23 protein-coding genes are annotated in these 20,383 nt (G+C 60.9%); 13 read left to right on the top strand and 10 right to left on the bottom strand.

All coding sequences use genetic code 11. From position 1 onward, the window contains the following. Positions 1–34 precede the first annotated feature (34 nt). The 9 genes from PMI28_RS23415 to phnN all read left to right on the top strand — a co-directional run bounded on the left by PMI28_RS23415 (position 35) and on the right by phnN (position 7,029). Entirely contained in the window at positions 35–790 is a 756-nt protein-coding gene (locus PMI28_RS23415) for a heme ABC transporter permease (protein ID WP_007983324.1), read from the top strand. Next, complete coding sequence (gene ccmD, locus PMI28_RS23420; protein ID WP_007983322.1) at positions 787–963, top strand: heme exporter protein CcmD; 177 nt, start codon at positions 787–789, stop codon at positions 961–963. The genes PMI28_RS23415 and ccmD overlap by 4 nt, the downstream gene beginning before the upstream one ends. Beyond that, positions 960–1,415 carry a cytochrome c maturation protein CcmE gene (gene ccmE / locus PMI28_RS23425; protein ID WP_007983319.1) on the top strand — a complete coding sequence of 152 codons (456 nt, stop codon included), beginning with the start codon at positions 960–962 and terminating at the stop codon, positions 1,413–1,415. The genes ccmD and ccmE overlap by 4 nt, the downstream gene beginning before the upstream one ends. 3 nt (positions 1,416–1,418) lie before the next feature. After that, positions 1,419–3,407, top strand: coding sequence for a heme lyase CcmF/NrfE family subunit (locus PMI28_RS23430; RefSeq protein WP_007983317.1), 1,989 nt, complete (start codon positions 1,419–1,421; stop codon positions 3,405–3,407). Next, entirely contained in the window at positions 3,404–3,940 is a 537-nt protein-coding gene (locus PMI28_RS23435; RefSeq protein WP_007983315.1) for a DsbE family thiol:disulfide interchange protein, read from the top strand. Before PMI28_RS23430 ends, PMI28_RS23435 begins: the two co-directional genes overlap by 4 nt. Further along, positions 3,937–4,410: a cytochrome c-type biogenesis protein gene (locus PMI28_RS23440; RefSeq protein WP_007983313.1), complete on the top strand. Its 474-nt coding sequence runs from the start codon at positions 3,937–3,939 to the stop codon at positions 4,408–4,410. The genes PMI28_RS23435 and PMI28_RS23440 overlap by 4 nt, the downstream gene beginning before the upstream one ends. Next, a complete protein-coding gene (gene ccmI / locus PMI28_RS23445; RefSeq protein ID WP_007983311.1) occupies positions 4,403–5,605 on the top strand; it encodes a c-type cytochrome biogenesis protein CcmI in 1,203 nt (400 codons plus the stop codon). The genes PMI28_RS23440 and ccmI overlap by 8 nt, the downstream gene beginning before the upstream one ends. 15 nt (positions 5,606–5,620) lie before the next feature. Next, positions 5,621–6,028 (top strand): hypothetical protein, encoded by a 408-nt coding sequence (locus PMI28_RS23450; protein WP_007983309.1) that lies wholly within the window; start codon positions 5,621–5,623, stop codon positions 6,026–6,028. 449 nt (positions 6,029–6,477) lie between these two features. Beyond that, a complete protein-coding gene (gene phnN, locus PMI28_RS23455; protein WP_007983306.1) occupies positions 6,478–7,029 on the top strand; it encodes a phosphonate metabolism protein/1,5-bisphosphokinase (PRPP-forming) PhnN in 552 nt (183 codons plus the stop codon). A gap of 111 nt (positions 7,030–7,140) precedes the next feature. Here phnN and PMI28_RS23460 read toward each other — a convergent pair whose 3' ends face one another. After that, complete coding sequence (locus PMI28_RS23460; RefSeq protein ID WP_007983305.1) at positions 7,141–8,028, bottom strand: LysR family transcriptional regulator; 888 nt, start codon at positions 8,026–8,028, stop codon at positions 7,141–7,143. Positions 8,029–8,213: 185 nt separating this feature from the next. Beyond that, on the bottom strand, positions 8,214–8,870 hold the full coding sequence (locus PMI28_RS23465; protein WP_007983302.1) for a peroxiredoxin-like family protein: 657 nt from the start codon (positions 8,868–8,870) through the stop codon (positions 8,214–8,216). Positions 8,871–9,095: 225 nt separating this feature from the next. Here PMI28_RS23465 and PMI28_RS23470 point away from each other — a divergent pair, with 225 nt between their 5' ends. Continuing rightward, positions 9,096–9,308, top strand: a complete 213-nt coding sequence (locus PMI28_RS23470) for a type II toxin-antitoxin system HicA family toxin (protein WP_007983300.1) — start codon at positions 9,096–9,098, stop codon at positions 9,306–9,308. After that, positions 9,308–9,712, top strand: a complete 405-nt coding sequence (locus PMI28_RS23475; RefSeq protein ID WP_007983297.1) for a type II toxin-antitoxin system HicB family antitoxin — start codon at positions 9,308–9,310, stop codon at positions 9,710–9,712. The genes PMI28_RS23470 and PMI28_RS23475 overlap by 1 nt, the downstream gene beginning before the upstream one ends. Before the next feature lie 90 nt (positions 9,713–9,802). Here PMI28_RS23475 and PMI28_RS23480 read toward each other — a convergent pair whose 3' ends face one another. Next, positions 9,803–11,008: an MFS transporter gene (locus tag PMI28_RS23480; RefSeq protein WP_007983295.1), complete on the bottom strand. Its 1,206-nt coding sequence runs from the start codon at positions 11,006–11,008 to the stop codon at positions 9,803–9,805. 234 nt (positions 11,009–11,242) lie between these two features. Between PMI28_RS23480 and PMI28_RS23485 the strand changes: the two genes are divergently transcribed. Then, entirely contained in the window at positions 11,243–11,872 is a 630-nt protein-coding gene (locus PMI28_RS23485) for a hypothetical protein (RefSeq protein ID WP_007983293.1), read from the top strand. Positions 11,873–11,978: 106 nt separating this feature from the next. Continuing rightward, positions 11,979–12,422: a hypothetical protein gene (locus tag PMI28_RS23490; protein ID WP_007983291.1), complete on the top strand. Its 444-nt coding sequence runs from the start codon at positions 11,979–11,981 to the stop codon at positions 12,420–12,422. A 186-nt stretch (positions 12,423–12,608) separates the two neighbouring features. Here PMI28_RS23490 and PMI28_RS23495 read toward each other — a convergent pair whose 3' ends face one another. The 7 genes from PMI28_RS23495 to hyi all read right to left on the bottom strand — a co-directional run bounded on the left by PMI28_RS23495 (position 12,609) and on the right by hyi (position 20,342). Continuing rightward, positions 12,609–13,607 (bottom strand): sulfate ABC transporter substrate-binding protein, encoded by a 999-nt coding sequence (locus PMI28_RS23495; RefSeq protein ID WP_007983289.1) that lies wholly within the window; start codon positions 13,605–13,607, stop codon positions 12,609–12,611. A 92-nt stretch (positions 13,608–13,699) separates the two neighbouring features. After that, positions 13,700–14,524 carry an ion transporter gene (locus PMI28_RS23500; protein ID WP_007983287.1) on the bottom strand — a complete coding sequence of 275 codons (825 nt, stop codon included), beginning with the start codon at positions 14,522–14,524 and terminating at the stop codon, positions 13,700–13,702. Between the two features lie 21 nt (positions 14,525–14,545). Continuing rightward, complete coding sequence (locus PMI28_RS23505) at positions 14,546–15,460, bottom strand: urea transporter (protein WP_007983285.1); 915 nt, start codon at positions 15,458–15,460, stop codon at positions 14,546–14,548. A gap of 146 nt (positions 15,461–15,606) precedes the next feature. Further along, positions 15,607–17,022 carry a pyruvate kinase gene (pyk, locus tag PMI28_RS23510; RefSeq protein WP_007983282.1) on the bottom strand — a complete coding sequence of 472 codons (1,416 nt, stop codon included), beginning with the start codon at positions 17,020–17,022 and terminating at the stop codon, positions 15,607–15,609. Then, complete coding sequence (locus tag PMI28_RS23515; protein WP_007983280.1) at positions 17,012–18,292, bottom strand: glycerate kinase type-2 family protein; 1,281 nt, start codon at positions 18,290–18,292, stop codon at positions 17,012–17,014. The genes pyk and PMI28_RS23515 overlap by 11 nt, the downstream gene beginning before the upstream one ends. A 161-nt stretch (positions 18,293–18,453) precedes the next feature. Then, positions 18,454–19,347 carry a 2-hydroxy-3-oxopropionate reductase gene (locus PMI28_RS23520; RefSeq protein WP_007983278.1) on the bottom strand — a complete coding sequence of 298 codons (894 nt, stop codon included), beginning with the start codon at positions 19,345–19,347 and terminating at the stop codon, positions 18,454–18,456. Between the two features lie 212 nt (positions 19,348–19,559). Continuing rightward, entirely contained in the window at positions 19,560–20,342 is a 783-nt protein-coding gene (hyi, locus tag PMI28_RS23525) for a hydroxypyruvate isomerase (protein ID WP_007983276.1), read from the bottom strand. Between the last annotated feature and the right edge of the window lie 41 nt (positions 20,343–20,383).

Genomic DNA, 20,383 nt, shown 5'->3' with positions numbered 1-20,383 from the left:
CTTCACAGCAAAGAGCAACCGTGATGGAAACAGTATGAACTGGACGTGGTTTCACAAGCTCGGCTCGCCCAAATGGTTTTATGGCATCAGCGGCAAAATGCTGCCCTGGCTGAGCATTGCGGCATTGCTGCTGATTGGTGTCGGCGTGGTCTGGGGCCTGGCCTTTGCGCCGCCGGACTACCAGCAAGGCAATAGCTTTCGCATCATCTATATCCACGTCCCGGCCGCCATGCTGGCGCAGTCCATCTACGTGATGCTGGCCGTGTGCGGTATCGTCGGCCTCGTCTGGAAAATGAAACTGGCCGACGTCGCCCTTCAATGTGCGGCGCCCATCGGTGCGTGGATGACCGCGGTGGCGCTGGTCACCGGCGCTATCTGGGGCAAGCCGACCTGGGGCTCGTGGTGGGTCTGGGATGCACGCCTTACGTCTATGCTGATTCTGCTGTTCCTTTATTTCGGCCTGATTGCACTGGGCAACGCCATCAGCAATCGTGACAGCGCGGCCAAGGCCTGTGCGGTGCTGGCGATTGTCGGCGTGATCAACATCCCGATCATCAAGTACTCGGTGGAGTGGTGGAACACCCTGCACCAGGGTGCGACCTTCACCCTCACCGAAAAACCGGCAATGCCTGCCGAAATGTGGCTGCCATTGCTGCTGACGGCGTTGGGTTTCTACTGTTTCTTCGGCGCGGTCCTGCTGCTGCGCATGCGTCTTGAAGTGCTCAAGCGCGAAGCCCGGGCCAGTTGGGTCAAGGCCGAAGTGGAAAACAGCCTGGAGGTCGCTCGATGAGTTTTGCTTCATTCGGCGACTTCATCGCCATGGGTCATCATGGCCTGTATGTCTGGTCAGCCTATGGCATCTGCCTGACGGTGTTGGCCCTCAACGTGGCGGCGCCGATCCTGGCCCGCAAGCGGTATCTGCAACAAGAGGCGCGTCGTCTGCGCCGGGAGAACGGCAAGTGAATCCGCTGCGCAAAAAGCGTCTTACCATCATTCTCGCGATCCTGGTCGGGGTCGGCGCAGCCGTCGGCCTGGCCCTGAGCGCCCTGCAGCAGAACATCAATCTGTTTTACACACCGACCCAGATCGCCAATGGCGAAGCCCCGCATGACACGCGCATCCGCGCCGGTGGCATGGTCGAGAAGGGCTCGCTGGAGCGTTCCAGCGACTCCCTGGATGTGAAATTCGTCGTCACCGACTTTAATAAATCCGTGACCATCACCTATCGCGGCATCCTGCCGGACCTGTTCCGTGAAGGGCAGGGCATCGTCGCCCTGGGCAAGCTCAATGCCGATGGCGTGGTGGTGGCCGATGAAGTGCTGGCCAAGCACGATGAGAAGTACATGCCGCCGGAAGTGACCAAGGCGTTGAAAGACAGCGGTCAATCGGCTCCAACGCCCGCGAAGGAGGGTTGATCCATGACATCCGGCATTTTTATTCCCGAGCTTGGCCACCTGGCGATGATTCTGGCCCTGTGCTTCGCCCTGGCCCAGGCCGTGGTGCCGCTGTTCGGTGCCTGGCGCGGCGATCGCCTGTGGATGAGCCTGGCCCAGCCGGCCGCGTGGGGGCAATTCACCTTTCTGGTGTTTGCCTTCGGCTGCCTGACCTATGCCTTCATGGTCGATGATTTCTCCGTGGCCTATGTGGCCAACAACTCCAACAGCGCGTTGCCGTGGTACTACAAGTTCAGCGCCGTGTGGGGTGCCCACGAAGGTTCCTTGTTGTTGTGGGCCTTGATCCTCGGCGGCTGGACCTTCGCAGTGTCGGTATTCTCCCGGCAGTTGCCGCAGGTCATGCTGGCCCGCGTGCTGGCGGTGATGGGCATGATCAGTACCGGTTTCCTGTTGTTCCTGATCATGACGTCCAACCCGTTCAAGCGCATCCTGCCGCAAGTCCCGAGCGACGGTGCCGACCTCAACCCGTTGCTGCAAGATATCGGCCTGATCGTTCACCCGCCGATGCTGTACATGGGCTATGTCGGTTTTTCGGTGGCCTTCGCCTTCGCCATCGCCGCACTGATGGGCGGTCGCCTGGATGCCGCGTGGGCGCGCTGGTCGCGTCCGTGGACCATCGTCGCCTGGGCGTTCCTCGGCATCGGCATCACCCTCGGTTCGTGGTGGGCGTACTACGAGCTCGGCTGGGGTGGCTGGTGGTTCTGGGATCCGGTGGAAAACGCTTCGTTCATGCCTTGGCTGGTGGGCACTGCATTGATTCACTCGTTGGCGGTCACGGAAAAACGTGGCGTGTTCAAGAGCTGGACCGTGCTGCTGGCCATCGCTGCGTTTTCGTTGAGCCTGCTGGGGACATTCCTCGTGCGCTCCGGGGTGCTGACGTCGGTTCACGCGTTTGCCTCCGACCCGGAACGTGGCGTGTTCATCCTGATTTTCCTGCTGTTTGTGGTCGGTGGTTCGCTGACGCTGTTCGCCTTGCGAGCGCCGGTGGTCAAGAGTCAGGTGGGCTTCAACCTCTGGTCCCGGGAAACCCTGCTGCTCGGCAACAACCTGGTGCTGGTGGTGGCGGCGTCGATGATCCTGCTCGGCACCTTGTATCCGCTGATTCTCGATGCCATGACCGGGGCCAAGCTGTCGGTTGGCCCGCCGTACTTCAACGCGCTGTTCATTCCGTTGATGGCGTTGCTGATGGTAGTGATGGCGGTCGGTGTGATCGTGCGCTGGAAAGACACCCCGGTGAAGTGGCTGCTGAACATGCTCACTCCGGTATTGCTCGGCAGCGCCGCCATGGCCGTGGTGGCCGGCGTCGCCTACGGCGATTTCAACTGGGCGGTGCTCGCGACCTTCATGCTCGCCGCCTGGGTGTTGCTGGCCGGTGTGCGAGACATCTTCGACAAGACCCGCCACAAAGGCCTGATCAAGGGCCTGCCGACCCTGACCCGCAGCTACTGGGGCATGCAGATTGCGCACCTGGGCATTGCCGTGTGTGCGCTGGGTGTCGTGCTGTCGAGCCAGAACAGTGCCGAGCGTGACCTGCGCCTGGCCCCGGGCGAGTCCATGGACCTGGCCGGTTACCACTTCATCTTCGAAGGTGCCAAGCACTTCGAAGGCCCGAACTTCACGTCCGACAAGGGCACCGTGCGGGTGATCCGCAACGGCAAGGAAGTCAGCGTGCTGCATCCGGAAAAACGCCTGTACACCGTGCAGAACTCGGTCATGACCGAGGCCGGGATCGACGCCGGTTTCACTCGTGACCTCTACGTCGCTCTCGGTGAACCGCTGGGCAACGGCGCCTGGGCTGTGCGCGTACACGTCAAACCGTTCGTGCGCTGGATCTGGTTCGGTGGTTTGCTGACCGGCTTCGGTGGTTTGCTGGCGGCGTTGGATCGACGTTATCGGGTCAAGGTAAAAAGCCGCGTGCGTGAAGCACTGGGCATGTCGGGAGCCACTGCATGAAGCGTTGGTTGATGTTGTTGCCACTGGCGATTTTTCTGGTGGTCGCTGTATTCCTTTACCGTGGGTTGTACCTGGATCCGGCCGAGCTGCCGTCGGCCATGATCAACAAGCCGTTCCCGGAGTTTTCCCTGCCGGCGGTGCAGGGCGACAAGACCCTGACCAAGGCGGACATTCTCGGCAAACCGGCGTTGGTCAATGTCTGGGGAACCTGGTGCATTTCCTGCCGGGTCGAGCACCCGGTGCTGAACAAGCTGGCCCAGCAAGGCGTGGTGATCTACGGCATCAACTACAAGGACATCAACGCCGATGCCTTGAAGTGGCTGACGGACTTCCACAACCCTTATGTACTGGATATTCGTGACGACGCAGGCTCACTGGGCCTGAATCTCGGCGTGTACGGCGCGCCGGAAACCTTCTTCATCGACGCCAAGGGGATCATCCGCGACAAGTTCGTCGGCGTGATCGACGAGCAGGTCTGGCGCGAAAAACTGGCAGCCAAGTACCAGGCGCTGGTCGACGAGGTCAAGCCATGAAGCGCTGGATTGCTGCCGTTGTCCTGGGCTTGAGCCTGGCGGGCGTGGCCCACGCGGCCATCGACACCTACGAGTTCGCCAAGGAAGGTGATCGCGAGCGCTTTCGCGAACTGACCAAAGAGCTGCGTTGCCCCAAGTGCCAGAATCAGGACATCGCCGATTCCAACGCACCGATTGCCGCCGACCTGCGCAAAGAAATTTTTCGCATGATCGGCGAGGGCAAGGACAACCAGCAGATCATCGACTTCATGGTCGACCGCTACGGTGACTTCGTCCGCTACAAGCCCGCCCTGAACGCCAAGACGGCGTTGCTCTGGTTCGGCCCCGCCGGCCTGCTACTGGGCGGTGTCGTGATCATCGCGGTGATCGTTCGCCGTCGTCGCGTGCAACGCGCCGGCACCCGGGATGAGCTTTCTCCCGAGGAGCGTTCGCGCCTCGACCACCTGTTGGATAAAACCAAGAATGATTGATTTCTGGCTCGCTGCAGGTCTGCTGCTTCTGGTTGCCCTGAGTTTTCTGTTGATCCCCGTTCTGCGCAGTCGTCGTGCCCAGCGCGAAGAGGATCGTACTGCCCTGAACGTCGCGCTCTATCAGGAGCGCGTGGCTGAGTTGCAGACTCAGCAGGAAGAGGGCGTACTCGATGCCGCGCAAATGGACGCCGGTCGCGCCGAAGCTGCCCGCGAGTTGCTGGCGGATACCGAGGGTGTCGAAGCGCCGCAGGTGTCGCGACTGGGTAAACCCTTGCCGTTGCTGGCGGCCATTCTGGTGCCGGTCATCGGCCTGGGCCTGTATCTGCATTTCGGTGCCAGCGACAAGGTCGAACTGACCCGCGAATTCTCCCAGGCACCCAAGACGATGGAAGAGATGACCCGGCGCCTGGAGCGCGTGGTCGCCGCTCAGCCGGAATCCGCCGAAGGCATGTACTTCCTCGGTCGTACCTACATGGCTCAGGACCGCCCGGCGGACGCGGCGAAGATGTTCGAACGCACGGTGAACCTGGCCGGTCGTCAGCCCGAGCTGCTCGGTCAATGGGCCCAGGCCCTGTACTTTGCCGATGGCAAAAAGTGGTCGGACAAAGTCCAGGCCCTGACCGACGAAGCGCTCAAGGCCGATCCGAAAGAAGTCACCAGCCTCGGCCTGCTCGGCATTGCCGCGTTTGAAGGCGAGCGTTATCAGGACGCCATCGATTACTGGAATCGCCTGTTGGCGCAGTTGCCAGCGGACGACAAATCCCGCGAGGCGTTGCAAGGCGGGATTACCCGGGCCACGGAGAAACTGCTGGCCAGTGGTGGACAGGTTGCCAAGGCCCCGGCAGCCAAGGCCTCGGCATTGCTCAAGGTCAGTGTCGATCTGGCGCCGGAGCTCAAGGCCAAGGTCGAGCCTGGCGACAGCGTGTTCATCTTCGCCCGTGCCACTTCCGGTCCTCCGGCACCGCTGGCAGCCAAACGCCTGACCGTGGCCGACTTGCCAGTGACCGTTGAACTGGGTGATGCCGACGCGATGATGCCGCAATTGAAACTGTCGAACTTCCCTGAAGTCCAACTGGTTGCGCGCATTTCCCGTGCCGGCAAACCCACCGCCGGCGAATGGATCGGTCGCAGCCAGCCCATGGCCAGCAGCACCACCGCGCCACAAACACTGACTATCGATAGCCCGGACAAATAACAGGAAAACGCAAACATGACCGCATTCGCTCGCATCACCCTGCTCAGTGTCGTATTGGGGTTAAGCGCTTGTGCGGTCCAGCGACCACCGGAGCAAACGGCTCCGCCGCCGATCCCGCCGTCGCAGCCCAGCCCCACGCCATCGACGTCGCCTGCACCGGGCAAGCCGACCATCCCGGCCAAACCCTCCAAGCCGTTGCCACGCACGTCTGCCAGCTTCGCGCCGCCACCGGGGGGCAATAGCCATTGGGACCCGAAGCTTGGGGTCTATGTGCTGGATGATCAGCCCAATACTTTCTATCGCCAGCGTACCTATTACCGCTGGGATAACGGCTGGAGCCGGTCGATTGGTCCGAACGGGCCGTGGGAAGAGACGGACATTCACGGTGTACCGGGTGGCCTGGGACGGCAATTCGGGCAGTAACGCACTAAGGCGACCTTCGGGTCGCTTTTTTGTGCCTGCTGAAATGTGATTGCCGGGGCACTGCCGAACCCTGTGGGAGCGGGCTTGCCCGCGAAAGCGGTGTGTCAGGCGGCGTGGATTTTTACGGGTGTACATATCCGTTTCTTCGGTAACGGTGAACTGGTTAAGTAATCCCGGACATCGATTACGGTGTTTATGCCGCTTTTTGCTCCATAGCCATCGCAGGCAAGCCATGTACCCACAGACTCCGACGCCGGATTGACCTGCGCTGCGAGCTGTATCATCCGGACACCCTGAGCCTATACCGTGATCTGGTGGAAAACCTGCTGGTGCAACGGGTGCAGGTGATGGATCATTCGCCGGGCCTGCGGGCTGATCTGGTGTAAGCGCAGCCGGGACGGTCTGCCGGTGGTCCAGCAAGTATGGCGGCAAGCGAAGAGGGTGTTTTGATGGCGGGCAGGTTGATCTATCTCATCGGGCCTTCAGGTTCGGGCAAGGACAGCCTGCTGGATGCCGCGCGAGCGCGGTTGGCCGAACGCGGCTGCCGTATCGTGCGGCGGGTCATTACCCGCTCGGCCGAAGCCGTGGGCGAGGCGGCGCTGGGCGTCAGTGAGCAACAATTCGCCGATATGGAAGCTCAAGGGGCATTCGCCTTGAGCTGGCACGCCAATGGATTGTCCTATGGCATTCCGCGGGAAATCGACGATTGGCTGGCCGCCGGCGAGGACGTGCTGGTCAATGGCTCTCGGGGGCATTTGCAGAACACGCGCCTGCGCTATCCAGACGTGTTGGTGCTGTTGTTGACTGTGGATCAAACGGTACTGCGCCATCGCTTGCTGGAGCGCGGGCGAGAATCGCTGATCGAGATCGATCAGCGGTTGGCACGCAATGCCCGATTCAGCGAGCAACTGCTGGTGGACGACCCGACCGTACACGTGCTCGACAACTCCGGGCCACTTGAGCAAACGGTCGAGCGTTTGCTGGTCTGCATTGACGAGTGACACCGATTTACCTGACATTGCCGGGAACGGACGATGAGCAATTACCTTCTTACGCGGCCAATGCAGGCAATGGCGCAGCCTGTGATCTTTTGATCTTGATTGAGCTGCCTGTCAGGCCTTCCTGTCCAGCAACCCCTGCACATACTCCACAAACGCCCGAGCCTTGGCGCTGGCCATTCTTCCGGTGGGGAACACTGCCCACAGATCGAGGTTCGGCAAGGTCCAGTCCTTCATTGCCTCGCGGACTGAGCCGTCGGCCAGTTCCGGCGCGAACATCCATTGCGAGGCCATGGTCAGCCCTTGATGTGCGAGCACGGCTTCACGCAAGCCTTCAGCGGCGTTGACGCGGATTCGGCCGTTGACGATCACCGATTGCTCCTCGCCCCCCTTTTTGAATTGCCAACTGGTGCCACCGCCAAGGGTGTAGACGATTGCCTGATGCTTGCACAGGTCGGCGGGGCAGGTGGGTTCGCCGTGTTTTGCGAAATACGCCGGCGTGCCCAGTACCATGCGCCGGCATTCGGCGATCTTGCGCGCGGTCAGGCCCGAGTCGCTCAGCATGCCCATGCGCAGGGCGATATCGACGCCTTCTTCCACCAGATTGACGTTGCGATCATCGAGCATCAGGTCGATGTTCAGCTCCGGGTTTTGCTCCAGGAAGGGGCCCAGGTGCGGAACGATGTGCAACCGGCCGAAGGTGACCGCCGCACAGATACGCAGGTTGCCACTCAGCCCGCTGGCAGAACCTCGTGCGGCGTTATCGGCCTCGTCGGCTTCTTCGATGGCGCGCTTGGCCCGTTCGAAAAAGGCCAGCCCGGCTTCGGTGGGCGTCAGGCCCCGGGTCGAACGCAGCAAAAGCCGCACCGCCAACCGCGATTCGAGTTGCGCGATGGTTTTCGACACGGCCGGCTGGCCGATATTCAGGCGCCGGGCCGCGGCGGAAAACGAGCCGGTTTCCACCACGTAGACGAAGGTTTCCATTGCGCCGAGGCGGTCCATCGAAGGTCCTTGTGTAGTCTGAATGTTGTCGGTGACCCACTGTGGGAGCGGGCTTGCTCGCGAAAGCGGTGTTTCAGTCGACATCGATGTTGAATGTCAGTCCGCATTCGCGAGCAAGCCCGCTCCCACATTTCATGGCAACTCCTTGTGAGGGCATGCCGCCAGCCAGGCGGCACTCGAACGGGTTAGCCGCGAATCGCGTCCAGCATCGCTTCAGGCTCTGGGCGCTGAGTGTAATCGGGGTTGACCTCGGCGTAACGGATCACGCCATCTTGCCCGATCACATAACGCGCCGGCATCGGCAATGTCCAGGACGGATCATCGTTGAAGGTCGGCAGGTCATTACGCAGGTTTTTATACAACTCGATCAGGTAGTCCGGCAACGCGAAGCGCAGCCCGAAGGCGTCGGCCACATCGTTATGGCGGTCGCTGAGGATCGGGAATTGCAGGCCGTTGGTGCGCATCGACTTGCGGCTGTTGGCGGCAATCTGCGGAGAGATGGCCACCAGGCTGGCACCGGCCTCCTGCAATGTCGGCAGGAAGGCCTGCAAGGCTTGCAGTTCCAGATTGCAGTAAGGGCACCACACGCCTCGGTAGAACGTCAGCACCAATGGACCTTTGGCCAGCAGTTCAGCGGATGACACTGGATGACCGTCGGGATCTTTCAAGGTGAACAGCGGTGCCTTGTCGCCGACTTTCAGGGCTTTGTTCGCCGCGCCGGAGGCGATCAGTTCGGCCGTTGCGCGCTCCATGACCGGGTGGATATCAGCCGGTGCGTTGTAGGGCGGTTTACCAGCCTTGAAGTCGGCTTTGAAGGCATCGAGTTTTGCTTGCAGGGACATGATCGTAATCCTCGTGGACGAAGCCGGTTTGGCTGGGATCAATGTTGACCTCAGGGCGGGGAGCGCGGAACGCAGGCGGGTGGCATAGCATTCATGCTGGGGGGGAATGGCGGGGCCTTCATCTCACACTCTGTAAAACAACCGGACGTCGCACTGCGGATTTTTGTGCTTGAGTAAAGATAACTCTAGGGTTATTTTTGTTTTTGCCAAGCAAGGAGGCTGGTGGTGCAGAGCAGGCTATTGATCAAGGAGTTGGTGGAAGCGGGTTGGGCCCTGGACCGGGTCACTGGCAGTCATCATATCTTCACGCACCGTTACAACCCGTACACCATTCCCGTTCCTCATCCCAAAAAGGACTTACCGATCGGGACGGTCAAGAGCATCAGGCGGCGAGCCGGGCTGTATTGCCCGCCAGCCAGTTACGCAGGAGATCCATAATGCAATATCCAATTTGTATCGAATGGGGCGATGAGAACACCGCCATCGGTATCCAGATTCCCGATATTCCAGGTGCGGTGACCGCCGGGGATACCTTTGAAGAGGCCTACAACGCAGCTGTCGAAATTGCCCACATCATGCTGCAGGAGATGGCGGCAGACGGCGATACGATTCCGATGCCGACTTCGGCGGCATTGCACCGCGGCAATCCGGAATTCGCCGACATGGGTTGGGGCATGCTGGAACTGGACATTTCGCCGTACATGGGCAAGACCGAGAAGGTCAATGTCACGTTACCCGGCTATGTGATCCAGCGCATTGACCGCTATGTGCGCGAGCACAATGTCAAAAGCCGCTCCTCCTTTCTGGCGGATGCGGCGATGGAAAAGCTGGTTCGGCAATGAGTGAGGCCAATCACATCGCAAGCAAGTTCGATTCAACAGGGTTAATGGAAAACCTGTAGGAGCGAGCCTGCTCGCGATGCTATTGAGGGCTTACGCCGTCGCCAGCGAGACCTTCTGTGAAACACTCAAGAACCGCAACAACGCCAGCAACGGAAACGCGCTGCCGACCATCACGATCCACAACCAGCCGCCGTGTTCGTACACCGCACTGGCTACCGAAGAGCCGAATGCGCCGCCGATGAAGATGCTGGTCATGTACAGCGCGTTCAGGCGGCTGCGGCTTTTGCCGTCGAGGGCGTAGACCGCACGCTGGCCGAGGACCATGTTCATCTGCACGCAGAAGTCGAGTACCACGCCGGTCACGGCCAGGCCGATGACGCTGTAGGCCGGATGGATGAACGCCGGCAGAAAGCTCAGGCTGGCGAACAGCAGGGCCAGCAATGACGCAATGCGGGTGTGACCGGCATCGGCCAGGCGTCCGGCGATGGGGGCGGCAATGGCACCGATGGCCCCCACCAGCGCGAAAATCGCGATCTCGCTTTGCGACAAACCGTGATTGCGCGCCAGTTCCAGCGGCACGGCGGTCCAGAACAGGCTGAAGGTGGCAAACATGCAACCCTGGTAAAACGCACGCTGGCGCAGGACCGGTTGTGTGCGCAACAGCGTCCACAGCGAGCCCAGCAACTGGCCATAGGATGCACTGTGATCAGGCTCGCGCTTGGGAATGGTCACTGCCAGCACGATGCTGATGGCCGCCATCAACACCGCGGCAATCACAAACATCGCCCGCCAGCCGAAGTGGTCGGCCACCACACTGGACACCGGCCGGGCCAGCAGAATACCCAGCAACAAACCACCCATGATCCCGCCCACCACACGGCCACGAGTTTCTTCCGGCGCCAGGTGCGCAGCCAATGGAATCAGGATCTGCACCGAAACCGAACTGAACCCCACCAACAGCGAAATCAGCAAAAACACGTTTGGCTGATCGGTGAACGCCGCACCCAGCAGGCTAATAATCGCCACCACCGTGGTGATGATCATCAACCGGCGGTTTTCCAGCAAATCCCCCAGCGGCACCAGGAAAAACAGCCCCAGCGCATAGCCGATCTGAGTCAGGGAAACGATCAGGCTGGCCATGGTGCTGGTCAGGCCAATGTCCGGGGCGATCAGGCCGATGATTGGTTGGGCGTAGTAGATGTTGGCAACAATGGCGCCGCAGCAGAAGGCGAACAGCAGCACCATGCCTCGGGTCATTGTCGCGGTGCGGTGGGGCACCTGGGTCGCTGGGTTCATAACGGTCTCGCTGTACGGAAAGGAATGCGCGCAGGCTAATGGGCTGGCGGAAACGGCGGAAGTGGGATTGGAGTGATAGCAATCATTCCATTGCGGAATGACTGACGGACGCGTGTGTCGTCCGCCGTTGTGCCTTGCGTCAGAACATCGAGGGTGGATGATACATTCACTTACATATTGTTCGATAGCGTGCTTATGTTCTCTTTCCACGTCCCGTCATCGGAAGGCCGTTCCATGAATGCGATGTTCCGTTACCTGTTTCGCGGCGTTTGCGCCGGTACTTTGATCGGTTTGTGTGCTGTGGGCCCGGCCCAGGCTGGGGATGCGCCGGGCACGCGCATCGGTGTGCGCGGCGAGATCACCGGCGTCAGCCCGGACGTTCTGAAAGTCCATGCCAACAGCGGCGAAAACGTGGTGATCAATCTGACCCAGGACACCAAGGTCCGAGCCGTGACCCTGGCCAACATCGAAGACATCAAGCCTGGCAGCTACATCGGCTCCGCAGCCATTCCCCAGGAGGATGGCACCCTCAAGGCCCTGGAGGTCCATGTTTTCCCGCCGGAACTGGCCGGCAGTGGCGACGGTCATCGGCCGTTTGATCTGGTCAAGGGCAGCAGCATGACCAACGGCAGCGTCGGCGACCTGGTGGTGAGCAATGGCCGGGTGCTGACCGTCAACTACAAGGGTGGCCAACAGAAGATCCTGGTGCCCGAAGACGTCCCCATCGTCAACCTGATGCCGGCCGATCGCAGTCTGTTGAAGGTGGGCGTGAAGATCGTGACCTTTGTCACGCAGGGCGCTGACGGCACGCTCACTGCTCAATCCATTTCGGCGGGCAAGGATGGAGTGACGCCGCCGATGTAGCCTGCACGTGGCAACCGGCCATCTGAAGAAAAGCCCGCACAGCCCCGGCAGCTAGAATCTACAGGGGGGATCACTTTAATGTGTCCTTGCAAGCGGGAGTATCACGATGAAAATCGTAACTTCGCTGGCGTTAGTGGTAGCGGTCGGTTGGATCTCTGGGTGCTCGACAGTGCCTGACAGTCAGGTCACCAGCGTTCCCCTGAATGCTACATCCAATAATCCCGGGAATATTGCCCGGTTGGTCATGATGCCCAGTGATAACGCAACAACGTTCTGGGTTGAGGTCAGCGGCGAGAGCATCGGCAGCACATTGCCGGGTCGGTTGACGGCCTACATCTATCCGGGAAGCTGTGGGAACCTGGGTTCGAAACCAGCCTATGACATGAATGACGGTCCAAATGCCCGGTTCTATTCGCAAGCGTCAAACCAGCGTTTCTGGAAAAGCGCACCGGTCGCCGTCGAGACCCTTCGAGCCGGTGGCTACGCCTTGGTGGTGCGTGAAAGCCCGGCCGATGGTCATCAGGCTATTTTCTGCGGCAACCTGAGCTGAAACAGCAGGCACAAAACCTGTGGGAGCGAGCTTGCTCGCGAAGGTCGTGAACGATAACGCGTAAAGCCTGATGCCCAGCGGAGTCCTTGGTCTTTTCGCGAGCAAGCTCGCTCCTACAGTGGGTTGGTGTTGTACCCACAAAAAAGGCGACCTGTGCAGGTCGCCTTTTTCATTGCCGTTCAGTGATCACTTACCGCTGTAGATCTGGTCGAAAACCCCGCCATCATTGAAGTGGGTTTTCTGCACGGTGCGCCAGTCGCCGAAGGTCTTCTCGACCGACAGGAAGTCCACTTTCGGGAAGCGGTCGGTGTACTTGGCCAAAACAGCCGGGTCACGCGGGCGCAGGTAGTTTGCTGCGGCAATCTCCTGACCTTCCGGTGACCACAGGTACTTCAGGTATTCCTCGGCTGCCGCACGGGTGCCTTTCTTGTCGACGGTTTTGTCGACCACCGACACCGGTGGCTCTGCTTCGGCGGAAACGCTTGGGTAGATGACTTCGAACTGATCACGGCCGAACTCGCGGGCGATCATTTCCGCTTCGTTTTCGAACGTCACCAATACGTCGCCGATCTGGTTGGTCATGAAGGTGGTGGTGGCGGCTCGGCCACCGGTATCCAGTACCGGCGCTTGCTTGAACAGTTTGCCGACGAAGTCTTTGGCCTTGTTTTCGTCGCCGCCGTTTTTCAGCACGTAGCCCCAGGCCGAGAGGTAGGTGTAGCGACCATTACCGGAAGTTTTCGGGTTCGGCACGATAACCTGAACGCCATCCTTGAGCAGGTCCGGCCAGTCTTTCAGGGCTTTCGGGTTGCCCTTGCGCACGATGAACACGGTGGCCGAAGTGAACGGCGCACTGTTGTTCGGCAGGCGTGTGACCCAGTTGTCCGGCACCAGTTTGCCGTTGTCCGCCAGGGCGTTGATGTCGGTGGCCATGTTCATGGTGATGACATCCGCCGGCAGGCCGTCGATCACCGAGCGCGCCTGTTTGCTGGAGCCGCCGAAGGACATTTGCAGGGTGATGTTTTCGTTGTGCTCGGCTTGCCAGTGTTTCTGGAACGCAGAGTTGTAGTCCTTGTAGAAATCGCGCATCACGTCGTAGGAAACGTTGAGCAGGGTTGGTGCGGCATGAGCCACGCTGGTCAATGCCAGGCCAGCGGCGAGAAGAGAGGCGCCAAAGAGTTTTTTCACTGCGAAGTCCTTGTTCTATTTAAAAGTGGGGCAATTTGCCGGCGACTATAACTGGGCTCGCATAGTCCCTTAAAGATTAAAAAGCTCTTTACTTATTCCAGCTTTTTGAACAACGCATTGCCACAACGGGAACAGAACGACGCTTCCTGTTCGTGGCTGTTTTTCGCACACACCGGGCAATTGTGCTGCAACTGACCACCGCGCATGGCGGTGGCCAGTTCGGCGGTGAAGATCCCGGTGGGCACGGCAATGATTGAGTAACCGGTGATCATCACCATCGACGAGATGACCTGGCCCAGGGCGGTCTTGGGCACGATGTCGCCGTAACCGACGGTGGTCAGGGTGACGATCGCCCAGTAGATGCCCTTGGGAATACTGGTGAAGCCATGTTGCGGACCTTCGACCACGTACATCAACGTGCCGAACACGATGACCAGAGTGCAGACGCTGAGCAGGAACACGAGGATTTTCTGCTTGCTGCCGCGCAAGGCATCGAGCAGGTAATGGGCTTGTTTGAGGTAGGGACCGAGCTTGAGCACGCGGAAGATCCGCAGCATCCGGATGATCCGGATGATCAGCAGGTACTGGGCATCACTGTAGTACAGCGCGAGGATGCCGGGCACGATGGCCAGCAGATCCACCAGCCCATAGAAACTGAACGCGTAGTGCAGCGGTTTGGGCGAGCAGTACAGGCGCAGGATGTACTCGCCGAGGAAAATGATCGTGAAGCCCCACTCGATGTACGCCAGCAGGCTGGCGTAGTTCTGGTGGACGTCATCGATGCTGTCGAGAATCACCACCACCAGGCTGGCGAGGATGATCAGCAGCAGGGTGGTGTCGAAACGTCGCCCGGCGACTGTGTCGGTCTGGAAAATAATCACGTACAGGCGATTACGCCACGTGTCGTTGCTGATCATGCACATCGCCTTGGCCGCAAATCAACGCAGCCTAGGTTGATTCTCCCCGGGAGCGCAAGGTGCGCTTTCGACCGTGGCTTTGCCGAGCATTTGCACAACGCAGCGGATCAGCCAGCAGGCAAGAATGAACGGCGCAGTCAGCGTAGGCAGACCGATGGCGGCAAACACCGGCGTCAGCAACAGCGCCAGGCCAATGCCAACCAGCGGCAGCCACGGTTGGCGACGCCGCGAGCTGAAGGCGAGGGCGGCCAGCACGGCGTTATAGCCACCGAGGCCGAGCAATGCGGTGTAGAAGTCGTGGTGCAGCAGGCTCCAGCCCATGCCCGCGACAGACGCCAACAACGCCCAGCAGAATGCGCGGCGATCGGCGATCAGCAAACCGGCGGCAATCATCGCACCGGCCAGCGGATGACCGAGGAACATCACCTGGCCGATGCCTTTGAGCGGTGCGGCGAGCATGTTCAGCGTGTTGATTTCGATCAAATGCGCCTCTGTAGAGGGCGTGGCGAAGCACAGCAGCAACCAGCTCAGCCCGACGAAGGGTGCGGTGTAGGCGGGCAGGCATTGGCTGACGCGGGCACGTTTGAGCCATTGTTGAGTGATCATCGCGCTCAGGCCACCGGCGGCCAGAATCAGTAGCGGCATCATCGCCGACCAGGGGAAGTACAGGCTCAGCAACAGTCCGAGCAGGACGCCGTTGTAGCTGTACAACCCGGCCTGGCGATCAGCCTTGGCATAGTTGCGGCGTTGCGCGGTGAGCAGCCCGGCGACACCGCCGAGCAATGCGCCACCGAGCAAGGCGGGCGCAGTGAATAAAATGGCCAGGAGGCACAGCAGGCCGCACAGCGGATTGCGCTGGAGGAAGATCTGGCTGAAGCCGTTGAGCAATGCTTCGGCCCAGTCGGGGCAGTGGGTGTTGAAATGGTTGGCAGGCATGGCAGTTCTGAAAGTCAATGAAACCGAGTTGCCTGCTTCGCGAGCAAGCCCGCTCCCACATTGAATCTTTGTTCAGTCATTGATTCTGTGGTGCACACAGATCAACTGTGGGAGCGGGCTTGCTCGCGAAGAGGCCAGTTCAAGCGCTAGATCAATGTCTCGATACGCAGAGAGTTAGTCGATCCCGGCTGCCCAAAGGGCACACCGGCGGTGATCAATAATGTGTCGCCACGCTGTGCCATGCCCTGGGCCTGGGCGATCTCCAGCGCTGTCGAGCAGACTTCATCGACCTGTCGCAGGCGGTCATTGACCACAGAGTGCACGCCCCACGCCACACTCAGGCGACGGGCGGTTTGCAGGTTCGGTGTCAGGTTGAGGATCGGCACCGTCGGCCGCTCCCGCGCTGCACGCAGGCTCGATGCGCCGGACTCGCTGTAGTTCACCAGCACCGCCACCGGCAGCACGTTGCTGATACGGCGGATGGCGCAGCTGATCGCGTCGGAAACAGTCGCCTCGGCTTTCGGTCGGCTGACATCGAGTTGAGTCTGATAGTCCGGACCGTTTTCCACCTGACGGATGATCTTGCTCATCATCTGCACGGCTTCGAGCGGGTATTCGCCGGACGCGGTTTCCGCCGACAGCATCACCGCGTCCGCCCCTTCGGCCACGGCGTTGGCGACATCGGTGACCTCGGCGCGGGTTGGCGCCGGCGAGAAGCGCATCGACTCCAGCATCTGCGTTGCCACCACCACCGGTTTGCCGAGCTGGCGGCAGGTGCTGATGATGTTCTTCTGAATCTGCGGCACGCTTTCGGCTGGCACTTCCACACCCAGGTCACCCCGGGCGACCATGATCGCGTCGCTCAGCTCGGCGATCTCGCGCAGTTGTTCAACGGCCGAGGGTTTCTCGATCTTGGCCATCAGGAAGGCTTTGTCGCCGATCAAGGTGCGGGCTTCGCGGATGTCGTCCGGACGTTGCACGAACGACAGCGCCACCCAATCCACTCCCAGCTCCAGACCGAAGGTCAAGTCGCGGCGATCCTTGGCGGTCAGCGGGCTCAGGTCGAGCACCGCTTGCGGCACGTTCACGCCTTTGCGGTCCGAGAGTTCGCCGCCATTGAGCACGGTGGTGTCGATGGCATCGGCGTACTTGGTCACGACCCGCAGACGCAACTTGCCGTCGTCCAGCAGCAGGTCCATGCCCGGCTCCAGGGCCGCGATGATTTCCGGGTGCGGCAGGTTGACCCGGCGCTCATCGCCCGGCGTGGCATCGAGGTCCAGGCGCAAGGCCTGGCCGCGCACCAGTTGCACCTTGCCTTCGGCGAACTTGCCGACCCGCAGTTTCGGGCCTTGCAGGTCCATCAGAATGCCCAATGGATAATTCAGCTGGCGCTCGACTTCACGAATCCACTGAAAACGCTGGGCGTGGTCGGCGTGATCACCATGGCTGAAGTTCAGGCGGAAGATGTTGACCCCGGCCAGCACCAGTTCGCGGATGTCGTCGATCCCGTCGATGGCCGGGCCGAGCGTGGCGAGGATTTTGACCTTTTTGTCAGGCGTCATGTTTAGTGCTCTCGAGGATCAGGATGGCGCGGAAGTCGTTGACGTTGGTGCGGGTCGGCTCGGTAACGATCAGAGCGTCGAGAGCCTCGAAATAGCCGTAGCCATTGTTGTTGTCCAACTCGTCGCTGGCGCTCAGGCCCATTGCTGCGGCGCGGGCGTAGCTGTCCGGAGTCATGATCGCGCCGGCGTTGTCTTCGGAACCGTCGATGCCATCGGTGTCGCCGGCCAGCGCGTAGACGCCGGGCAGGCCCTTGAGGCTGTCGGTCAGGCTCAGCAGGAACTCGGCATTGCGCCCGCCGCGGCCGTTGCCGCGCACGGTGACGGTGGTTTCGCCACCCGAGAGAATCACGCAGGGCGCCGCCAGTGGCTGGCCATGCAGTACGATTTGTCGCGCGATACCGGCGTGGACTTTCGCCACTTCGCGGGATTCGCCTTCCAGGTCACCGAGGATCAGCGGACTGAACCCGGCCTGACGGCATTTCACCGCCGCCGCTTCAAGGGATTGTTGCGGGCGGGCGATCAACTGGAAATGACTGCGGGCCAGGCTCGGGTCGCCGGGTTTGACGGTTTCCGATTCGGGGCTTTGCAGCCAGGTGCGCACCGAGGCCGGAACCTCGATGGCGTAACGTTTGAGGATCGCCAGGGCTTCGGCCGAGGTACTCGGGTCGGCCACGGTAGGGCCGGAGGCGATGACCGTGGCGAGGTCGCCCGGTACATCGGAAATCGCGTAAGTGTAAACCGTGGCAGGCCAGCAGGCTTTGCCCAGGCGGCCGCCCTTGATCGCCGAGAGGTGCTTGCGCACGCAGTTCATCTCGCCGATGGTCGCGCCGGATTTGAGCAGGGCTTTGTTGATCGACTGCTTGTCGGCCAGGGTGATGCCTTCGGCCGGCAGTGCCAGCAGGGCAGAGCCACCGCCGGAGAGCAGGAAGATCACACGGTCGTTTTCGCTGAGGTCGCTGACCAGTTCCAGTACACGCTTGGCCACGGCCAGGCCGGCGGCGTCCGGTACCGGGTGCGCGGCTTCGACCACTTCGATTTTTTCGCAAGGGGCGCCGTGACCGTAACGGGTCACCACCAGGCCGGAGACTTCGCCCTGCCAGCAGCGCTCGACCACCTGGGCCATGGCGGCTGCGGCTTTGCCAGCGCCGATGACGATCACGCGACCGCTGCGGTCGGCAGGCAGATGGGCTTCGAGGACTTGTTGCGGATGCGCCGCGTCGATGGCTGTGGCAAACAGCTCGCGCAGCAATTGTTGCGGATCGACCGACATGGCGGGCTCCCGGAATTCTTGTTATTTGAAGGGCAACTCGGGTCACTGTGGGAGCGGGCTTGCTCGCGAAGGCGGAGTGTCAGTCGACATCAATGTTGAATGTCAGACCGCTTTCGCGAGCAAGCCCGCTCCCACAGGTTTGATGCAGGGTGGGGCAGGGCTTACTTCTTGTCGCGAATCGAGAAGTTCGCCATGTGTTCCAGGCCCTTGATCAGCGCCGAGTGATCCCAGTTGCTGCCACCGATGGCCGCGCAGGTGCTGAACACTTGCTGGGTGTTAGCGGTGTTCGGTAGGTTGATGTTCAGCTCCTTGGCGCCTTGCAGGGCCAGGTTCAGGTCCTTCTGGTGCAGGCTGATGCGGAAGCCTGGATCGAAGGTGCCTTTGATCATGCGCTCGCCGTGCACTTCGAGGATCTTCGACGAAGCGAAACCGCCCATCAGCGCTTCACGTACCTTGGCCGGATCCGCACCGTTTTTCGAAGCGAACAGCAGGGCTTCGGCCACGGCCTGAATGTTCAGGGCCACGATGATCTGGTTGGCCACTTTGGCGGTTTGACCGTCGCCGTTGCCACCGACCAGGGTGATGTTCTTGCCCATGGCCTGGAACAGCGGCAGGGCACGTTCGAAGGCGTCGGCATCGCCGCCGACCATGATGCTCAGGGTCGCAGCCTTGGCGCCGACTTCACCACCGGATACCGGGGCGTCGAGGTACTGCGCGCCTTTTTCGTTGATTTTGGCCGCGAAAGCCTTGGTGGCGGTCGGCGAGATCGAACTCATGTCGATCACCACTTTGCCTTTGCCAACACCGGCAGCAACGCCGTCGGCGCGGAACAGTACGTCATCGACCTGCGGGGTATCCGGCACCATGACGATGATGAATTCAGCTTCCTGGGCGACTTCTTTCGGGGTCGCCAGAGCGATGGCGCCAGCGGCGACCAGGTCGGCAGGAGCAGGGTCGTGGTGCGCCGACAGGAACAGGCTGTGACCGGCTTTCTGCAGGTTCGCCGCCATTGGGTGGCCCATGATGCCGGTGCCGATAAATCCGATTTTAGCCATGAGAAAATCCTCTTGTTTTTGTCTTGCCAATTAATGTGCACGCAGCTGAAGCGACCACACCCTGTGGCGAGGGAGCTTGCTCCCGCTCGGCTGCGAAGCAGTCGTAGATCCTGAGAACCGGTTCTGCCTGAATCACCACACTGAATGGCTGTTGGGGGCGCTTCGCACCCCAGCGGGAGCAAGCTCCCTCGCCACAGAGGCCCGGTTTAAACTCAGATTGCGTTATGGGTCTTGAGCCAGCCCAGGCCCGCTTCAGTGGTGGTCAACGGCTTGTATTCGCAACCGACCCAGCCCTGATAACCGATGCGGTCCAGGTGTTCGAACAGGAAGCGGTAGTTGATTTCACCGGTACCTGGTTCGTTGCGCCCCGGGTTGTCCGCGAGCTGCACATGGTTGATCTCGCCCAGGTGCGATTGCAGGGTGCGGGCCAGGTCGCCTTCCATGATTTGCATGTGGTAGATGTCGTATTGCAGGAACAGGTTGGCGCTGCCGACCTGCTCGCGAATCGACAGGGCTTGCGCCGTGTTGTTCAGGTAGAAGCCCGGGATGTCACGGGTGTTGATCGCTTCCATCACCAGTTTGATACCCGCCGCTTGCAGCTTGTCGGCCGCGTACTTGAGGTTGGCGACGAAGGTTTTCTCCACGGTGGCATCGTCAAAGCCCTGCGGACGAATACCGGCCAGGCAGTTGACCTGGGTGTTGCCCAGCACTTGCGCGTAGGCGATGGCCAGATCGACACCGGCACGGAACTCCTCAACCCGATCCGGCAGGCACGCGATACCGCGCTCGCCCTTGCCCCAGTCACCGGCCGGCAGGTTGAACAGCACTTGAGTCAGACCGTTGGCGTCGAGCTGGGCCTTGATTTCGGCGGAGCTGAAGTCGTACGGGAACAGGTACTCGACACCACTGAAGCCGGCCTTGGCGGCCGCTTCGAAACGGGCGAGAAAGTCCTGTTCGGTGAACAGCATGGACAGGTTGGCTGCGAAACGCGGCATGGTGGTCTCCCGTATATGTATGAGGTCCCTTGTGGGAGCGG

Source organism: Pseudomonas sp. GM48 (assembly GCF_000282335.1).
In the GTDB taxonomy this organism is placed as follows: Bacteria; Pseudomonadota; Gammaproteobacteria; order Pseudomonadales; family Pseudomonadaceae; genus Aquipseudomonas.
Note: the sequence above shows the minus strand (reverse complement) of the source record. Positions and strands in the feature narration are given on the sequence as shown.